This is a genomic window from Arcticibacterium sp. SM2516 (assembly GCF_057914865.1).
Genome location: NZ_CP195290.1, coordinates 4,246,175 through 4,264,240 on the forward strand (window position 1 = coordinate 4,246,175; position 18,066 = coordinate 4,264,240).

Consider the following 18,066-nt stretch of genomic DNA (forward strand, 5'->3'; position numbering starts at 1 on the left):
TATATACATTTAGGATTAAATGAATTATCTTAGTCTAATTTTGATTATCTCAGAATATATATAAGTCTATCAAGAAGCATGTTTATTTCGAAATTTTCTTTAAAGTATTTCTCGGAATTGTTAGCCATTTTCAGACACTCCCTCTCAGAATGATTCATTATTCTAAGAACATTTCCGGCTAAAGCTGATGCATTTTCAGCTGGGGAAGAGTAGCCACATTCGGCTTCCTCTATTATTCTTGCACCCTCCCCATCCATTGATGCTAAAATTGGTTTTGCACATGCCATATAAGATTGAATTTTCGAAGGGATAGTAGCTGAAAAAATTGGGTCTTTTTTTAAGGATGCAATTAAAACATCTGCATATGCAAAAAAATCCGGCATTAATTCAGACGGGTATTGACCTAAAAACCAAATACAATCTTCTAACTTTCTTTCATAAACCAACTTTTCTAATTTTCCCCTTTGACGTCCTTCTCCTAAAAATATCCATGAAACCTTTTTGTTATTTTTGTTGCAATCTTTTATAATTGAAGCTGCCTCAACTATTGTTTCTAAACTTTGTGCTTCTCCTAAATTGCCAGCAAAGATTATTCTAAAACCACTTGGTAACAATTTTCCTATTACTTGCTTCCTATTCTTTCTTTTAAATTCAGGCTCTGAAGAATTTGGGTAAAAAACTATTTTATCTTTACGAACACCTTGTTTAACTATGTATTCCGTAAAACTTTGAGACTGTACTAATATCTTTTGGGAATGTCTATAAATAACTTTCGTTAAAACATTAAAAAAGGTGAGAACAATTCTATTATTAATTCCTCCCGCGGCTTTCAAACTTTCGGGCCATAAATCTTGTACCCAAAAATAATATGGTGCTTTGAACTTTATTTTTGCAACCAACGCAGGAATTCCAACTGTAATGGGTGATGGTTGATAAACCAAAATACGGTCGAAATTATCATTAATTTTCAAAATTTTCAAACTTGCGAATAAAGCAAAGGAAATATAATTAAGAAATAATCTAATACCCCCACTTGCTCTTGGGAGTAACTTAGACCTATATATTTCAATCCCATTCCAATTTTCTTTGTGTGATTTAAACGAATACCCATCGTAGAATACACCAAATGGATAATTAGGAATTCCAGTTAGTACAGAAACATCTAGACCCTTTTCTTTTAGCCCAATAGCTATATCATTGATCTTAAAACTCTCAGGATAAAAATACTGTGAAATAATTAGTATTTTCATGAATAATTGTAAAGTTTCCTCTTTTCTATCCAAGCATTTAAATCAATAAGCATCCTTCGATAATTAGGAATTTGGTATCCAAAATCAAATCTCACACTCTCTAAACTTTTGTCCACGAAGTAGTCATCAAATTTAACAATCTCCATTTTATTTCTCCTAAAAATCTCATTGAATAAACATAAAAGTTCGTATTTCGCTATTTTTTCAACAGGTGCTACATTAATTAGCCCAGAAAGTGGGTTTTCGATAACATATTGTATAATATTGCTCAATTCAAGAGTCGTAATTCCTGACCAATACGCATTTGTAAAACCATTTATCTTTGAATCAAGTGATTGTGTCATAAACCAGTGAAAGAGTCCAATTCCATTCTTGTTAATTTCAGGGCCAATTATGGAGGTCCTAATTGTAAGGTCTTTATTATTAATAATTTCACCTAGAGCCTTCGATTCAGAGTAATAACCAATCCCATTTTTTTTTGATGACTCTGTATAACCTCCTATTCTACCATCGAATACACAATCAGTGCTAATATGTATCACTTGGGTATCCTCCATTTTAGTGATTTCTTCCAGATAATGAGGAAAATAAGAGTTAAGCCAAATTCCCTTTGCAGGGTTATTCTCTGCATCTTTATTTAAAATCCCAATGCAGTTAATAATATAATCAAACTTGTGATTGTTGTATATTTTTTGGAATTCATGTACATCATTGACATCTACATTAAATACAAATTCATCTTCAAAAACATTTCTAGCCAACCCATAAACTTCGAATTCTGTATTTTTTTTTAGTTCATGCAACAGTACGTGACCTGCCATTCCCTTAATACCTAATATTAATATTCTTTTCATTTGTCCCAGATGACTTTGTTAATAATTGGAGTATAACTTTGTATAACTTTAATTACTCGTGCTGAGGTATTTTCTATTTTGTATTCCAAGGGTATTTCTTTTCCATTACTATCATTGAGCTCTTTAATTATTTTAATTGAATGGAGCATACTTTTTTCAGAAATTCCCCCTAGAACAATTGTACCCCAATCGACGGCCTCGGGACGTTCTGTACTCGTCCGAATGCTGACCGCCGGAAACCCCAAAATAGCCGCTTCTTCACTAATTGTACCACTATCCGAAAGTACCACATAGGCATTCTTTTGTAAATTTATATAATCATAAAAACCCATTGGAGGAACATTACTAATTAGCTTATGAAATTTTATTTTTTTAGTCTCTATCCTATTTTTTGTGCGGGGGTGAGTCGAAAAAATAATTGGCATTTGGTACTCCTCTGCGACTTTATTAAGAGAATCAACCAGAATTTCAAAGTTATTTTTAATATCTATATTTTCTTCTCTGTGTGCACTTACAACAATATAATTATCCTTTTTTAAACCAAATTTGGCTAGAATTGTTGAGTTTTCTACTTTTCTAGCATATTTAATAAGAATCTCATTCATTGGAGATCCTGTAACAAAAACATGATCTTTCCTAAAGCCTTCGCTTAATAAATACCTTCTGCTATTTTCTGTATAAGATAGGTTGACATCTGAAATATGATCAGATATTTTACGATTTATTTCTTCAGGAACATTTTGATCAAAACATCTATTTCCTGCTTCCATATGAAAAATAGGTATTTTTAATCTTTTTGCAGCAATAGTACATAATACGGAATTCGTGTCTCCTAAAACTAAAATTGCATCAGGGGCCTCTTCTAATAAAACTTCAAAAGATTTGGAAATAATGTTACCAATAGTTTCCCCTAAATGCTTTCCCGCAACATTTAAAAAATAATTAGGCTTTCTTATTTCCAAGTCATCAAAGAAGATTTCGTTGAGCTCGTAATCATAGTTTTGACCAGTGTGTATTAAAATATGATTAAAAAAAATATCACATTTTTTTATACATTCCGAGAGTCGAATTATTTCAGGTCGAGTCCCTACAATAGTAGCTACTTTTAATTTTGTCATTGGTAGAAGGTTAATTGAATGTTCTATATAAAAAAAGTCAAAAGATTTCGCCAAAAACGTCTTTCCTAATTTGCGGAAGTTTTAATAAAAGCTCTTTAATTCCTTCAACATTTTTTTGTTCGCTATTATGAGAATTATAATCTTCAACTTGATCAATATTATCCTTACCTTCAGAAAAATACTTTGAATAATTAAGGTCTCTGTTATCTGCAGGAATTCTATAAAAATCCCCTAGGTCTTCGGCTTTCAACATTTCTTCTCTTGTACAAAGCGTTTCATAAAGTTTTTCACCATGCCTTGTACCTATAATTCTAATTTTATTTTTGACATTGTACAACTCCAGCACAGCTTGTGCCAAGTCCCCTACAGTACCTGAAGGAGCTTTATGTACAAACAAGTCACCTTGGCAACCATTTTCAAACGCAAATAATACCAAATCAACCGCCTCCTCCAATGTCATAAGAAATCTAGTCATTTTGGGGTCCGTTATAGTGAGGTTTTGGCCATTTTTAATCTGATTAACAAACAATGGAATAACAGAACCTCTTGATGCCATAACATTCCCATATCTAGTAAGGCATACTAACGTTTCCTGAAGATTTCTAGAAGCAGCAATAACAACTTTTTCCATCATTGCTTTTGAGATCCCCATGGCGTTGATTGGGTATGCTGCTTTGTCCGTGCTTAAACAAATAACTTTCTTAACCTTATTATGAGCCGCTGCGTCTATAACATTTTGAGTACCTATAACATTAGTTTGAACCGCTTGTATTGGAAAAAACTCGCAAGAAGGAACCTGTTTTAGAGCAGCAGAATGAAATATATAATCAACTTCTCTTGTTGCTGGTTCTATACTTGCATATTCCCTAACATCACCAATATAATACTTGATTTTATCATTCTTATATGTATTTCGCATATCATCCTGTTTTTTCTCATCTCTTGAAAAAACACGAATTTCTTTGAAATACTCAGTATCTAAGAAACGATCAAGAACCGCAGTTCCAAAAGACCCTGTTCCGCCAGTTATCAGAAGTATTTTATCCTTCATTTTATATTAATATTTTTTTGATAAAAATTTAAACGTTTCAAAAGCACATTTCTCCCAAGTATAGTCGGAGGAGTATTTTTGTGATTTTAATGCTAAAGTGGTTCTTAAGGTTGGAGAATCAATCATCTTTTTTAGTGTAGAGGTAATTGAAGATACGTCCAATGGATTGAAGAATTCCCCTGAATCCTTAAGAAATTCTGGCATTGGCTGTTTTCTACTGGATACAATTGGCAAGCCAGAAGACATTGCTTCAATAAGGATATTAGGCATGTTCTCACAAGTTGAAGCAAAAACAAACATGTCAGCATTGTGGTAAATTCTATCTATTTCAAGATATGACACATCCCCCAAATATTTTATAATTTCTTTATTCTTTAGGTAAATTCTTTCAAAAGACCGATAACCCTTTGCTTTGTGTCCTACAATAGTAAGTTCCACGGGGTATCCAAGACGCTTAAGTTCAATGACACCCAATGCAACCATATCGTGATGCTTATAAACATCAATTGTAGAAATATACAGCAGTTTAAACGGTTCGTCATTTGTGTAGTGAGAAATGTCCAGTTGATTCTTTACTTTCCCCTTAAACCTAGGGGAGGAACCGTGATTAATTACTGCTGACTTTGGAAGATTTATCTCGGTTAATTTCTCCAAATAAGAATGTGCATATTGCGAAATAAATATAACACCCTTAGCTCCATTAATAGAGATTGTTTGAAGATATTTTAAAATAAGAAACCTTAACCTGAAAAAACTAAAGCCGTACCTGTCTGCCTCTTCCTTTTCAAAAACGAGCATATTCCTGCACATTGTTACATAAGGAGTTCTACCCCCAAAATAGTTACCTCCTGGGTTAAAAATAATATCTGGAGAAAAAACTTTAATCACTCTCGCAAAGTTTAACGCCTTCCACATTTGACGTGAAAGTAAATTCGATTTATTATTAGAAATACAAATCTTTGAAAGATACCCCTTTTCTGAAATTTTGTTTAAAACCTCTGGAATACCTACGATTAAAACTTCAGATACTTTAAGTTCCTTCATCATCTCATAGGTTGTTGCATTCAAAATTTCCACCAAATGCGATACTCCACCACCCCTAACTATATTAGTTCCATCAATTAAAATTTTCATGTGAATTTCTATTTAAAACTAGTTTTCAAATAACGTTCCTATATATAGACTCTCCCTATATTCAAGCTCTTTTTTAGTGAAAACCGAATAATATGGTATATATACATTATACTTTCTTGTTCCAGTTACAATACTTCCTGTATCCCTATAATAATATCTAAATGGATGAATTAGAGCTATCATTAACAACAAAATTGGAAATAACACTCTTTTGGTTGTTAAAAAATCGCTTCGAAAGTAAAACATTAAAACATTCGTAAAATAAATCGCCATGAACGGTGTAAAATAATTTAAAAAACGATGGAATCCCGAAATACATACGGTTACCATCGCAAAAAATAGATAAGGCACCAATAAACTTTCAAGTCCTCGATTTTCTTGAATCTTGTGCCTTTTCGATTCAAAAATTATGTATAACGGAAAAACAATATAAATCATAGCATAGAATATTGTTCCATTTAAACTCGGTCTTAACTCTGAATAAACCACAAACCTATTTGCAATTCTTTCATTAAAAAAAAAGAAACTAAAAAGATTTAAAACCTGAGACAAGTCTGAATGAACAAATGAAATTATTATAATAGTAAATAAAAATATTATATAAACTGCAGTAATACGGAAGTTTCTAAAAAAGGGTAAAATAAACAAAATTATTGCTGAGGAATGGAACAAAAAACCTGTTATCGCAACAAGGTAGTAGAAAAACCATTTTTTACTATGATAATATTTAAAACCTATTAAAAAGCAGCAAACTGCTAGAGACTCCCTTAAAACCTCCATATTGAACAGAGTGTAAAAAAAAATAAAATAAATTAAAGCAAATGCAAAAAAATAAGGCGTATATTTTTTTGCAACTTTAAAAATTATAAAATTAATAAGGGTCGCATGGATTAATTGAAAAAAAACGAAATCTCCTATTATCGACTTTGAAACAGAAGATAAGACAATCCATAAGGGGTCATAAGACGCTGTTTGAAACTCAATCCACACAAGATCCTTTAGCGTCGGAATGTCTTCGAAAAGGTTAAAATAGGTATGAGTATCACCACCAACCTTATATCTTAATCCAGCTAATAAAATAAAACATAATAAAAGAATATTCTTAAAGAGGCGTTTTTTAGTTCTTAAGCAAAGAACATCATATCTCAAAGCCAAAAGAAGTAGCAAAACAAGTAAGGCAAGATATGGCATTAACCCTGTGTTTTATTAAATAAAATAAGACTTAAATTGTAAAAAATAGCCACGTAACAAAGAGTCACTAATGCAAAAAGGAGCATGCGTTGATCTCCACTTAATTGTATGAACATTAACAAAATAGCACCGCAACCGCCAATAGTAATATGTGAAATTAAACTTTTTAGATTAAACGGGATATAGTACAACCTATTAGAATTAAACATGCTAATAAACATCAGTGTAAGGTTTGAAATAAGCATGGCAATACACACACCCCTTAATTCCATCCTTTTCGTCAAAAAATATAATAGTATAAGATTGACCAAGAGTGTAATAAGAAAATTATACGACAAATATTTAGTTTTTCCTGTGACTTTCGGGCCAACATCTACCACTTCCTTGAATATCAAAACACTAAAAGACATGGCTAAACAGCCTAAATAAATACTTGCTTCTTCAAATGAAGGTTCCAATATAGATGAGACAATATTTTTAGAAAAAATATTTACTATCCATACGATATACATTATCAATGGAACTATTAGCCTCAACACATTTGCAAAAAGAACTTTATGACCATCTTTTTTAAGTTCACTAAACATAAATTGGGACCAAGCCATTGAAAATATAACATAAATCAATTGTATAAATGCCGCCAACTTTAAAGACGCCGAAAAAATACCTAAAGTACCCACGGACAAGATTGTAATAATAAAAAATCTATTTGTGTATGAGAGAAAAATACTTCCAACTCTAGCTGGGAACTGAGGTAGGCCATAGGCTAACGCCTGCATTAGAATAGGAAAGTTTAAACCATATTTTAAGCGTCTCCTGAAAAAAATTGCCAAAGCAAAACTAGTCATCAATTGAGTCAAAAACCCAGAAATAAATATTCCCCTTAAGCCCATTCCTTTTAAATGAACAAAATAAAAAATTCCAAGAAGCATTATTAATAGCTTAAAGATTATCACTAAACTAAATTTGGCATTTTCTTTATTATACCTTAAAACAATTAAAAGTATCATTGAAAAGTTAATTAACGGGATTTGAATAAGCCCCCAAATTAATAATTCGGCATACTTTGTTTCATTAAAAAGTAAAACTGACAATTTAAAGGAAAAGACTATAACTATTATAGCAATCAATAATGAAATAATTAACACTAGCGATAATATCGATGATACAAAATTCCACCTTTCCGATTCTCTTAAATCATAAAAGTATCTTTGCAAAGATGTTTCTAATTGTAGTGTGGTAAAGGCTCCAACAAAGAGAATACAAGTATTAATGGTCTCCATTATCCCAAATTCAAAAGGAGTAAAAATTTGAGAGAAATAAGGTATCAATAAGAAAGTTATGGCCTTCTCTATAGAGATTGCAAAACCAAAAGCAAAAAAAGAAACAAGTAAAGACCTAATTTTCAATTCCTTTACATGTTAAAGGATCTAAAAACCTATTTATCCAAGATTCTACCTCGTAAAATCCTATTTGTTCAATTGATAATTCTGCATACGCAGTATTGAGAAAAGTGATCATTTCTTCCATTGGTCTCGAACCAAGAATAAAAATATTTTGCTCACAGTAAAAGGACTCGTTAACAATATTCGTATCATTCGTAATTAACTTCTTCGAAAAAAAAATTGATTCCATTACTCTTAATGTTAATCCCGTTTGCCCCTCCTGCAAATAGTCTAAGATACATTTTGATTTCGAAAGAAATTCTAAATACTCACTATACTTAAGCTCTTTTATGCCATCTCTTTTATTAGGAATTAAAATGAGTGGTTTCAATCCCATTTCGCGAGTTTTTTTTTCGAAAATATTTAACGCATTCTTTCTTCCTTTATCTAGACCTAAAAAAAACATATCATACATATTGCCATTCTTTGGCACTGGTAATTCAATTTCTCTAAAATAAAAAGTACTATTATACTTCATCCCAAATCTAACACAGTCCAATCTATCAAAAGACCAAACAGTCGTTTGTCTTTTGATTACCAGCCAATCATTATTTACCCGCTTGAAAGGATTCCAGTACCAATAAATGATTTTTATTTCAGGGAATTTTTTACTGATATATTTCACTAAATGTGTATTATTATTTGCAAATAATATAACATGAGTTTTATCACATAGTAAGTACTTCCATTTAGCGTAAAGAAACTTGTGCGGAATTCCAAGTCGTCTCATAAACTTCGTTATAATTCTTATTCCAACCCCATTTCTATAGGTTCGAAAAACATCAATTCCCTTGTTTCTAAAATAAGGGAAAAAAAAATCCATTGAATCAAGAACAATTAGGTACTCCCTCATCGTCTTTTTAACCATTCAAAGCTTAACTTAAGACCATCTTCAATTAAATAATTAGGATTATAACCCAAAACTTCTACTGCCTTAGAAATATCAGCTAAACTGTGTTTTATATCCCCAACTCTCTCTTTTGAATATGAAGCTTCAGCATCCGTTTTCGCTAGGTTTTTTATTAAATCCCATAATTCATTTAATGTTATACTAGAACCACAAGCTACGTTCATTACCGAAGCACCGTGCGAAGAAGATAAAGCCTTAAGATTACACTGAACTACATTATCAACAAAAGTAAAATCTCGGCTAGTTTCACCATCACCATTTATAGTTGGACCTACACCATTTAATGCAGCATCCATAAACTTCGGAATAACCGCAGCATATGCCCCATTAGGGTTTTGCTTTGGACCAAAAACATTAAAATATCTCAGCCCTACCGTTTCCAACCCATAAGTAGTAAAAAAGACATCCGCATATAACTCATTTACATATTTAGTTACAGCATAAGGCGAAAGAGGCTTTCCTATTCGCCCTTCCACTTTCGGCAACTCTTTACTATCTCCATAAGTCGAGGAAGATGCGGCATAAACCATTTTTTTTATTCCATTATCTTTCGCCGCTACTAGGATATTTAAAAAACCTGAAATATTTACAGCATTAGTAGTTACAGGGTCATTAATAGAACGAGGAACAGAACCCAAGGCTGCTTGATGAAGTATATAATCCATTCCTTTACAGGCGGCTTGACAAGTTTCAATATCCCTAATATCACCTTTAATAAACTCTACATTTGGAAGCTTAATAAAATCCTCAATATTATCGAGATTCCCTGTAGATAAGTTATCAAGAATTCTTAACTTTTTTACATTATACTTCACCAAATACTCTACTAAATTTGAGCCAATAAAGCCCGCTCCACCCGTAAGTAAAACTGCAGATTTTGATAAATCTATTAGATGATACGTCGTTTCGTACATTATAACCTTTTATTATTATTTTGCTTGGCAAATTGACCTTTTACATCAAAAACCACCCCCTCAAAACTTTCTAAATCAAGATTGTAAAACTCTTGGTGATTAACAGCAATCACAATTCCTGAATATAATTTTATCTTTAGTTCCCTACATAAGTCAATATCGTACTCTTCTTTCACCTCAACAGAGGACGCCCAAGGGTCGAATATATCCACCTCTATATTGTATTCCTTAATCTCACGTATAATGTCAATGACTTTAGAGTTTCTGATATCTGGACAATTCTCCTTGAATGTTATCCCTAACACCAAAATCCTGCATTCATTCAAATTATAATTATCCTTTATTAATAGCTTAATAGTTTCCGAGGCAACATGTTTTCCCATAGAATCATTAATTCTTCTTCCTGCCAATATTACTTCCGGGTGATAGCCCAAAGATTCCGCTTTATAAGTTAAATAATAAGGGTCAACCCCTATACAGTGCCCCCCAACCAATCCAGGCCTAAAGTCTAAAAAATTCCATTTAGTTCGAGCAGCTTCCAATACTGATTGTGTATCAATATTCATCTTATTAAAAAGAAGAGATAATTCATTTACAAAAGCAATGTTTATATCTCTCTGGCAATTCTCAATAACCTTAGCAGCCTCTGCAATTTTAATTGAAGCTGCCTTAAATGTGCCAGCTTCAATAATAGATGCATATAAATTGTCCACAAATTCTGCGATTTCAGGTGTACTTCCAGAGGTAACTTTACGAATTTTAGTAACAGTATGCACCTTGTCCCCTGGATTTATCCTTTCAGGTGAATACCCACAGAAAAAATCTTGATTAAATATTAAACCACTTTCTCTTTCCAAGACAGGTACACAATCTTCCTCGGTACAACCCGGATAGACCGTTGATTCATAAATAACCACATCACCCTTCTTTATTATTTTTCCTACTGTTTTACTAGCAGAAATCAGCGGTTTAAGATCTGGTTTTTTGAATTTATCTATAGGAGTTGGAACTGTAATAATAAATATTGTCTGCCGTTCAGAATTTAATTGAGTAGAATCAGAAGTAAAAGTTAACAGATTGGCACTTTTAAAATCATCTGGACTTACTTCCTTAGTAGTATCAATATAATTCTTTAACTCTGAGATACGACCAGAATTAATGTCAAAACCAATCGTTGAGTACTTTTTACCAAATTCTATTGCTAGAGGTAATCCAACATACCCAAGACCAATCACTATGATTTCTTTTTCTTTCAATGAAATATAACTTTATAGTTCTTTCGTATAACCAATATACAGCTAATAGCCACTAGAAGACCTAAAATGAAAGAGAGAATTATTATAATTGCCCTCTTCGGCTCACTTTTTAATGTTGGCACTACTGGTGGTTCCAAAACCTGAAAAATTGGTGTTTCTTGCTGCAATTTAATCTTTGCTTCTTCATATTTTTTTAAAAGCTCATTATAAACCGTTGATGATAGTTTATATTCAGACTCCAATCGTTCTCTTTGAACATCTGCGGATTGCAAACGAATTGTTGGAGCGGCAAATCGATCAGCATATGAAGCCTTCTTATATTGATCCCGATAAAACTCTCCTTTAGCGGCCGCAACCTTTCTACCCAAAAAATCCACGTCCTGTTTAATTTTTTCGGTTCTATAATCGCTAACATAAATAGTTAAATACTTCATCGCAAAAGCCGCAATTCCTGCAGCAACCACAGGGTCAGGCATTTTTACAGAAATGCTAATAACTCCAGTTTTCTTATCTATAGAACCATTAATTCTTTGCTTTAGATCCTTTATCCTTTCCTCAGTCAATCTATTTAGTACAAGGACACCTTTTGGTTTTCCTTTAAAAGTACTTAAATACTCCTCCTTAAAAATTTTATTATCTTCAATTTCAAAATGATAAAAGTCTTCAAAACGCAAACTATCACCATTTTTATTAATAAAACTTTCTTGAAAAAGATTTAGGAAAAAAGGCGTACTACTGAGTACATCTGGATATAAATCTGGTCTTATAGCATCCGTATTGTTTTTTAAGCCCAACTCAAATCCTCCAATACCTACCAAATTAGCTAAACCGCCCAAAGAGTTTCCTCCACTTCCACTTATTTCAGGCATTATCTTACCTTCCGAAACAAACTCCTCTCTTGAAGTAAAGGCATACCACAATCCACCAAGAATAAACAAGGCGGTTATTCCTATAATCAGCCATTTCCCGCTCCAAAGGACTTTGAATAAAGCAAAGAAATCAATGGTCACTGCTTCATTATCTTGATAACTGTTTTCCATTATAATATCCTTATAATCGTCACTAAAATTGTCGCAATAGAGACAAATGCCGAACTCACTGCTATTCTTTCAGCAGGTGTCCATCTATACTTATTTCTTGTTGGTATGATCACCTCCATACCTCTTTGTACTTCCGGATAGTTTTTAATTCCCATAAATGATCTTGTTCTGTCTGTTAGGCCATTGGCATACCTAACATAAGCTTTTCTTACAAAAGCAGAGTCTGTTACTCCACCAGCTTGAGCAATATAATCAGAAAATCTCAATTCGGGTTGATAAGCGACTGTAGTCGGGTTCAAGACTTGTCCGCTCAATTTGACGACCTCCTGAATTTTAGGAATCATCAAACTGTCACCTTTCGACAAAATCAAATTGCCCAAATCTTGATTATTTCCTAAAGCTCTTTTTAAATCTAATGCCACTAAGCTACCATTTCTAAAAAACCTTGCTCCCTCTGAATAAGCTTCGATTCTCAAGCCACCGGCTCTTTCTATCAAATCAGAAATTCTTTCCTCTCTTTTTAGTATCGTATATAAGCCTGGGTAATTCACCTCTCCAGAAATATTAACCAGTTTCTGTTCTTCATAATTTGGAAGATCTCTCACAAAAACCTTATCAAATGGACTTAAAAGCACTTTCCTTTCTTTCACAAAAAGGTCGTCGCTTTGTACTACCACAATCTCCACGGTCTCATTAGAGCTTTCGTCATTATATAACCTTTTAGCAACTTCTATCCTCTTCTCTGATGCCCCCTCTTTAAAGCCTCCTGCCAGCAGAATCAAATCCTCCACGGACATACCCTCTGCAAAATCAAATTGCCCAGGTTGATTAACCGAACCTTTAATTTCTACTCTTCTTAATTCTCTCAATTCCGTAACTGACTTTACGATTAATTGGTCATTCTTTTTTAATTTCAAATCACCTACCGTACCATTCAGTATTTCCTTTAGATTGATGGAGATAATTTCAGGATCCAAGTTTTCTCGCTCCCTAATAATTAATACTCGCTCCAAAAACGCATCTTCTCTTAACCCCTCTGAAGCCTTTATAAGTTCTTTAACTGTACTTAAAGATTCACTTAAAGAATATTCCCCTGGTCTAAAAACAGCCCCAGAAACTTCTACTTTATTCTCATACCTATCTAAAATCGCTCCTATATAAATCTTATCGCCATTCTGAAGGGCATACATACCCAACTTATCACCATCTACAGTCAAAAGCTTTCTTTCCTTTTTTGTGTTTCTAGTGATGTTTATACTCTCCAAATATGCTTGATCAGAAGGCCCGCCAGCAAAAAACAAAGCATCTTCTAAGGTCTCATTTACTTTTAATTCATAAACCCCTTCTCTTTTTACTTTACCTTCTAATTCCACCTTTGATTCCGCCATTGGAACAAAGATTACATCTTGATCTAGAAGTCTTTCATTACCTACAAATTCGCCCTTTGTTAGAAATGGATATAAATCTATTTGAGACTTTTCTTTATTGCCTCTCAGAAGTTTGATACTTCTAAAGGAGCCTTTTGCACTCGGACCACCGGCCAAATAAAGTGCGTTGAAGACTGAAGCAAACGCCGAAATAGTATAAGTTCCGGGGTTTTCAACTTCCCCCACCAAGGTAACTTTAATACTTCTTACATTCCCCAATGTTACATCCGCATTTAATGTGCCATTTCTTAAGCCACCAAATAATAACTTTAGACGTTCTATAATTTTAGTTTTTGCCGCATCAATGGTCAGGCCATTGACATAAATTGGAGAGAGGCTTTCCAGTTTGATAGTTCCCTCTGGTGAAACAGTTACATCATAATGCTGAAAAGCGTAACCAGAAATATCAATTTTCAACTGATCGTCTGTTCCCAAGATATAGTCCTTAGGCGTTGGTAATCTTAAATTCGGCTCGAAAGAAAGATTTTTGTTATTGAAAATTTCTCTTCCAAATACTTCTTTTTTCTTGGTGACTTCAGTTTTTTCATTCACCTGAATCGGGGTTCTTTCAGCCAGCTCCCCCATTTGATCACGCGTAGACTTGTTGTCAGACTGAGACACCTTATTCGTTCCCGTCTTAAGTCTATTAATCCTTTCCCTGAGTTTTGCAACATCCTCCTGCGTATAACCGTTTGCTAAAGCGGCTGCTTCTATCTCCATGTCGGACAATCCACGCTGTTGCATTTCCTTCATGAATTGTTCCACCTGAGCATCGGTCACCTCGTCAACATTACCAGGACTTTGTGAGAAAGTTTCAATGGAAAGCGAAAGAAATATGAAGAGTAAAAAATAAACGTTATGTCGTTTCTTCATTTAGAGGTCTTTTGGATTTTTTCACAAATAAAAGGAAATTAATTAGCCTCGCACAATTTCAAACTATTTTCTTATTATTCGGAAATTTAATTGAGCTACTCTAGCCTTAATAATGAGTATCTTTAGTAACCTGACAATTTAAATTCTTTATAATTTACCGCAACAGTTACTCCCATATTACCGTCTAAATTCGGCAAATCTAAATATCTCTATACCCTCGTCACTAAAAGGTTCTTCCTCCAAATCTAAAGCTTTAACATTATTGAATCTAGAACATTTAATTAGTAATTAAAATATTATGGTCAACTAGAAGACATGTTTTCATTTGTATTGTTTTTTCAAATTGGAATTAATCTTCCAAGGCATTGCTCAAAAAGGTATTTTTTAGCATAAAAACAATTAAAAAAATTAATAAGGCCCAATTCAGATAAACATAATAGTAATCCGTGACTTCATTAAAAATTATCTCATTAAATCTGGTCTTTTCAATTTCGTCAATATTTCTAAAAATATCCATCAGCGACTCCCTAGATATAGCTGAGTAAAATTCCCCGTTACTATTAGCCGCTACATCATTTAATATTTTTGTATTTACTATTTCTGTAGCATTGCTTTTACCGACTGCGATAGTATAAATTCTTATTCCGAAAGATTTCGCTAAATCAGAGGCGGAATAAGGGGAAAGATTCCCTGCTGTGTTATCACCATCGCTCAACAATATAATGGCTTTACTTTTCCCGGGAGAATCCCTCAGTCGATTCACAGAAGTGGCTATGGCATTACCTATGGCAGTTCCAGAGCTGTTTATCATGTCCCACGAAACCTTATTTAAATAATCGTTTAGTAAACCATAATCGGATGTTAAAGGACATACCGTTACGGATTCACCAGCAAAAACCACCAAACCAACTTTATCATTCGACCTTTTCCTAAGAAAGTCGCTTGCCACCTGTTTCGCCGCTTCCAATCTATTAGGCACCAAATCCGTGCTTTTCATGGATTCAGACACATCAATAGCTAGGATAATACTTATTCCTTCGCCTATGGCGTCTTCCGATCTCAGGGCTCTTTGCGGGCGAGCCAAAGCAATAAGCAACAAGACCAAACCTAGCAAAAATAGTAAGGGATTAACAAATCTTAATGAGGTCAACCAAGCATATCTTCCATTGCTTTGGTTTAAAGACAAACTTAAATTTTGCCCTTTGTTACTCGCGAAAAACCATCGTAAAACAAAGACAAAAGGTACACCAAGGATTAGATATAAATAAAAGGGATTTGCCCAAACGAAATCTCGTAAAGTAGAAAGCAAAAACCAATCTGTGGATATCCAATCTGGCATAGTGAATAATTATTTACTATAATTTTCCACGGCCTTTCTAACGCTACCAAATTTCATTAATAAACCCAATGCCGTTTCATGATCAATTTCCAACTCATTCATTACCATTCTGGTTCCTCTTTCCACCAGCTTATCATTAGAGAGCTGCATATCCACCATTTTATTTCCTTTCACCTTTCCTAGTTGTATCATGACCGCTGTGGAAATCATGTTGAGTACAAGCTTTTGGGCAGTGCCTGATTTCAACCTTGTACTTCCAGTAATATACTCTGGACCTACCACCACCTCCACTGGAAATGTGGCTTCCTTTGCCACCGCACTTCCACTATTACAAACAATACATCCTGTTAAAACACCTGCTTCATTAGCGTTTTTTAATCCTCCAATGACATATGGAGTCCTTCCACTAGCGGCTATGCCTACCAAGCTATCTTGACTGTTAATATTATAGGCTTTCAAATCTTTCCATGCCTGATTTTCATCATCTTCTGCAAACTCCACTGCCTTTCTTATGGCGGAATCTCCTCCTGCAATGATTCCCACTACCATTTCATGCGACACTCCAAAAGTAGGAGGGCATTCAGAAGCATCTACAACGCCCAATCTACCGCTGGTACCTGCTCCAATATAAAACAACCTACCACCCTCTTTCATTCTTTTCACGATCTCAGAAATCAGGACTTCTATCTGCGGCAATACTTTTTTGACCGATAAAGGTACCGATTGATCCTCCTCATTTATTCCTACCAAAAGTTCCATTACAGACTTCTTTTCCAAATCTTGATGATTGGAACTCGATTCTGTTGACAATTGAAGCAAATCTTCCATTAATATTATTTGTTGAGTTTTGCAAAGTGTTTATAAAAAAGAGGAATAGCTTCAATGCCTTTAAAGAAGTTAAATACACCGTAATTTTCATTTGGAGAATGTAATGCATCGGAGTCTAAACCAAAACCGAACAAAATAGACTTAAGACCCAACACCTCTTCAAACAGAGCCACAATCGGAATGCTTCCCCCTCCTCTTGTAGGAACTGGTATTTTTCCGAAAGACTCTTGCATGGCATTAAATGCCGCCTGATACCCTATCGAATCTGTTGGCGTTACATAAGGCTGACCTCCATGATGTCTTGAAACTTTTACTTTTACGGTATCAGGAGCTATAGATTTAAAGTGTTTTTCAAATAAGCTCGAAATTTCTATCCAATCTTGGTCTGGCACTAATCTCATAGAGATTTTAGCATTAGCCTTTGACGGAAGAACTGTCTTGGAGCCCTCTCCGGTATATCCACTCCAAATACCATTTACATCCAATGTTGGTCTGATGGCAGCCCGCTCTCTAGTACTATAGCCCTTTTCTCCGCTAACTTCTGCGATACCCAAATCTTCTTTATATTCTTCCTCATTAAATGGTGCCGATTCTAAAGCATCTCTTTCCTCAGCATTTAGCTCTAAGACTTTATCGTAGAAACCTTCTACTAAAATTTTGCCATCCTCGTCATGAAGAGAGGCTATCATTTTTGCCAAGACATTTGCTGGATTTGCTACAGCTCCACCATACACCCCTGAGTGCAAATCTCTGTTTGGGCCAGTAACTTCTACTTCCATATAAGCCAATCCTCTTAAGCCAGTCTCTACAGATGGTATGTCATTTGATATGATAGAAGTATCGGAAATAAGAATAATATCTGCTGATAATTTCTCCTTATTCGCTCTGATAAAAGTTTCTAGGTTTTCTGAGCCTACTTCTTCCTCTCCTTCAAACATTACTTTAACATTACACACCAAAGCGTTGTTTTCCAACATACCTTCAATGGCCTTGACGTGCATGTAAATTTGACCTTTATCGTCACATGCACCTCTTGCGAATATGGCACCATCAGGATGTACTTTAGTTTTCTTTATGACGGGTTCAAAAGGAGGTGAATCCCAAAGTTCATAAGGATCTGCTGGTTGCACATCGTAATGTCCATAAACCAAAATAGTGGGTAAGGCTTTATCAATTATTTTTTCAGAAAAAACGATGGGATGTCCAGCCGTTGGGCAAATTTCTGCGGAATCCATTCCAGCGTCTAAAAGCTTGTTCTTAATCCACTCAGATGCCGTTTGCATATCAGCATTAAATTTAGGATCTGCACTTACGGAAGGTATTCTTAGAAACTCAAAAAGTTCGTCTAAAAATCGTTGTTTGTTTTTGTCAATGAAAGATTTCATTCCTATTGCTTACTTTAATTTAAAGCAAAGATAGCGATAGTAAACAATTCG

15 protein-coding genes are annotated in these 18,066 nt (G+C 34.1%); all 15 read right to left on the minus strand.

All coding sequences use genetic code 11. The features are described 5' to 3' along the window. Positions 1–44: 44 nt before the first annotated feature. Positions 45–1,250 (minus strand): glycosyltransferase family 4 protein, encoded by a 1,206-nt coding sequence (locus tag ACSBFT_RS17475; protein ID WP_489601748.1) that lies wholly within the window; start codon positions 1,248–1,250, stop codon positions 45–47. Further along, complete coding sequence (locus tag ACSBFT_RS17480; RefSeq protein ID WP_489601750.1) at positions 1,247–2,104, minus strand: dTDP-4-dehydrorhamnose reductase family protein; 858 nt, start codon at positions 2,102–2,104, stop codon at positions 1,247–1,249. The genes ACSBFT_RS17475 and ACSBFT_RS17480 overlap by 4 nt, the downstream gene beginning before the upstream one ends. Further along, positions 2,101–3,222, minus strand: coding sequence for a non-hydrolyzing UDP-N-acetylglucosamine 2-epimerase (gene wecB, locus ACSBFT_RS17485; protein ID WP_489601751.1), 1,122 nt, complete (start codon positions 3,220–3,222; stop codon positions 2,101–2,103). Before wecB ends, ACSBFT_RS17480 begins: the two co-directional genes overlap by 4 nt. 37 nt (positions 3,223–3,259) lie before the next feature. Further along, positions 3,260–4,273: a polysaccharide biosynthesis protein gene (locus ACSBFT_RS17490; RefSeq protein WP_489601753.1), complete on the minus strand. Its 1,014-nt coding sequence runs from the start codon at positions 4,271–4,273 to the stop codon at positions 3,260–3,262. A 6-nt stretch (positions 4,274–4,279) separates the two neighbouring features. Beyond that, on the minus strand, positions 4,280–5,407 hold the full coding sequence (locus tag ACSBFT_RS17495) for a glycosyltransferase family 4 protein (protein ID WP_489601755.1): 1,128 nt from the start codon (positions 5,405–5,407) through the stop codon (positions 4,280–4,282). 18 nt (positions 5,408–5,425) lie between these two features. Then, entirely contained in the window at positions 5,426–6,598 is a 1,173-nt protein-coding gene (locus ACSBFT_RS17500; protein ID WP_489601756.1) for an EpsG family protein, read from the minus strand. Continuing rightward, positions 6,598–8,007 carry a lipopolysaccharide biosynthesis protein gene (locus ACSBFT_RS17505; RefSeq protein WP_489601758.1) on the minus strand — a complete coding sequence of 470 codons (1,410 nt, stop codon included), beginning with the start codon at positions 8,005–8,007 and terminating at the stop codon, positions 6,598–6,600. Before ACSBFT_RS17505 ends, ACSBFT_RS17500 begins: the two co-directional genes overlap by 1 nt. After that, a complete protein-coding gene (locus ACSBFT_RS17510; protein WP_489601760.1) occupies positions 7,997–8,896 on the minus strand; it encodes a WaaS/CpsH family glycosyltransferase in 900 nt (299 codons plus the stop codon). Before ACSBFT_RS17510 ends, ACSBFT_RS17505 begins: the two co-directional genes overlap by 11 nt. Continuing rightward, complete coding sequence (locus ACSBFT_RS17515) at positions 8,893–9,867, minus strand: SDR family oxidoreductase (RefSeq protein ID WP_489601761.1); 975 nt, start codon at positions 9,865–9,867, stop codon at positions 8,893–8,895. Before ACSBFT_RS17515 ends, ACSBFT_RS17510 begins: the two co-directional genes overlap by 4 nt. Beyond that, positions 9,867–11,123: a nucleotide sugar dehydrogenase gene (locus ACSBFT_RS17520; protein ID WP_489601763.1), complete on the minus strand. Its 1,257-nt coding sequence runs from the start codon at positions 11,121–11,123 to the stop codon at positions 9,867–9,869. The genes ACSBFT_RS17515 and ACSBFT_RS17520 overlap by 1 nt, the downstream gene beginning before the upstream one ends. Next, positions 11,120–12,163 carry a Wzz/FepE/Etk N-terminal domain-containing protein gene (locus ACSBFT_RS17525; RefSeq protein ID WP_489601765.1) on the minus strand — a complete coding sequence of 348 codons (1,044 nt, stop codon included), beginning with the start codon at positions 12,161–12,163 and terminating at the stop codon, positions 11,120–11,122. Before ACSBFT_RS17525 ends, ACSBFT_RS17520 begins: the two co-directional genes overlap by 4 nt. Next, positions 12,163–14,463: an SLBB domain-containing protein gene (locus tag ACSBFT_RS17530; protein ID WP_489601767.1), complete on the minus strand. Its 2,301-nt coding sequence runs from the start codon at positions 14,461–14,463 to the stop codon at positions 12,163–12,165. Before ACSBFT_RS17530 ends, ACSBFT_RS17525 begins: the two co-directional genes overlap by 1 nt. Before the next feature lie 349 nt (positions 14,464–14,812). Continuing rightward, positions 14,813–15,802: a VWA domain-containing protein gene (locus ACSBFT_RS17535; protein WP_489601769.1), complete on the minus strand. Its 990-nt coding sequence runs from the start codon at positions 15,800–15,802 to the stop codon at positions 14,813–14,815. A gap of 9 nt (positions 15,803–15,811) precedes the next feature. Then, positions 15,812–16,630 (minus strand): N-acetylmuramic acid 6-phosphate etherase, encoded by an 819-nt coding sequence (gene murQ / locus ACSBFT_RS17540; RefSeq protein ID WP_489601770.1) that lies wholly within the window; start codon positions 16,628–16,630, stop codon positions 15,812–15,814. 5 nt (positions 16,631–16,635) lie between these two features. Beyond that, on the minus strand, positions 16,636–18,015 hold the full coding sequence (locus tag ACSBFT_RS17545) for a dipeptidase (protein WP_489601772.1): 1,380 nt from the start codon (positions 18,013–18,015) through the stop codon (positions 16,636–16,638). Positions 18,016–18,066: the final 51 nt, after the last annotated feature.

Bases quoted from the DNA above. Each gene is read 5' to 3' on its own strand.
- ACSBFT_RS17475 (WP_489601748.1), bottom strand. From the start codon at position 1,250: ATGAAAATACTAATTATTTCACAGTATTTTTATCCTGAGAGTTTTAAG.
- ACSBFT_RS17480 (WP_489601750.1), bottom strand. From the start codon at position 2,104: ATGAAAAGAATATTAATATTAGGTATTAAGGGAATGGCAGGTCACGTA.
- wecB (WP_489601751.1), bottom strand. From the start codon at position 3,222: ATGACAAAATTAAAAGTAGCTACTATTGTAGGGACTCGACCTGAAATA.
- ACSBFT_RS17490 (WP_489601753.1), bottom strand. From the start codon at position 4,273: ATGAAGGATAAAATACTTCTGATAACTGGCGGAACAGGGTCTTTTGGA.
- ACSBFT_RS17495 (WP_489601755.1), bottom strand. From the start codon at position 5,407: ATGAAAATTTTAATTGATGGAACTAATATAGTTAGGGGTGGTGGAGTA.
- ACSBFT_RS17500 (WP_489601756.1), bottom strand. From the start codon at position 6,598: ATGCCATATCTTGCCTTACTTGTTTTGCTACTTCTTTTGGCTTTGAGA.
- ACSBFT_RS17510 (WP_489601760.1), bottom strand. From the start codon at position 8,896: ATGAGGGAGTACCTAATTGTTCTTGATTCAATGGATTTTTTTTTCCCT.
- ACSBFT_RS17515 (WP_489601761.1), bottom strand. From the start codon at position 9,867: ATGTACGAAACGACGTATCATCTAATAGATTTATCAAAATCTGCAGTT.
- ACSBFT_RS17525 (WP_489601765.1), bottom strand. From the start codon at position 12,163: ATGGAAAACAGTTATCAAGATAATGAAGCAGTGACCATTGATTTCTTT.
- ACSBFT_RS17530 (WP_489601767.1), bottom strand. From the start codon at position 14,463: ATGAAGAAACGACATAACGTTTATTTTTTACTCTTCATATTTCTTTCG.
- ACSBFT_RS17535 (WP_489601769.1), bottom strand. From the start codon at position 15,802: ATGCCAGATTGGATATCCACAGATTGGTTTTTGCTTTCTACTTTACGA.
- murQ (WP_489601770.1), bottom strand. From the start codon at position 16,630: ATGGAAGATTTGCTTCAATTGTCAACAGAATCGAGTTCCAATCATCAA.
- ACSBFT_RS17545 (WP_489601772.1), bottom strand. From the start codon at position 18,015: ATGAAATCTTTCATTGACAAAAACAAACAACGATTTTTAGACGAACTT.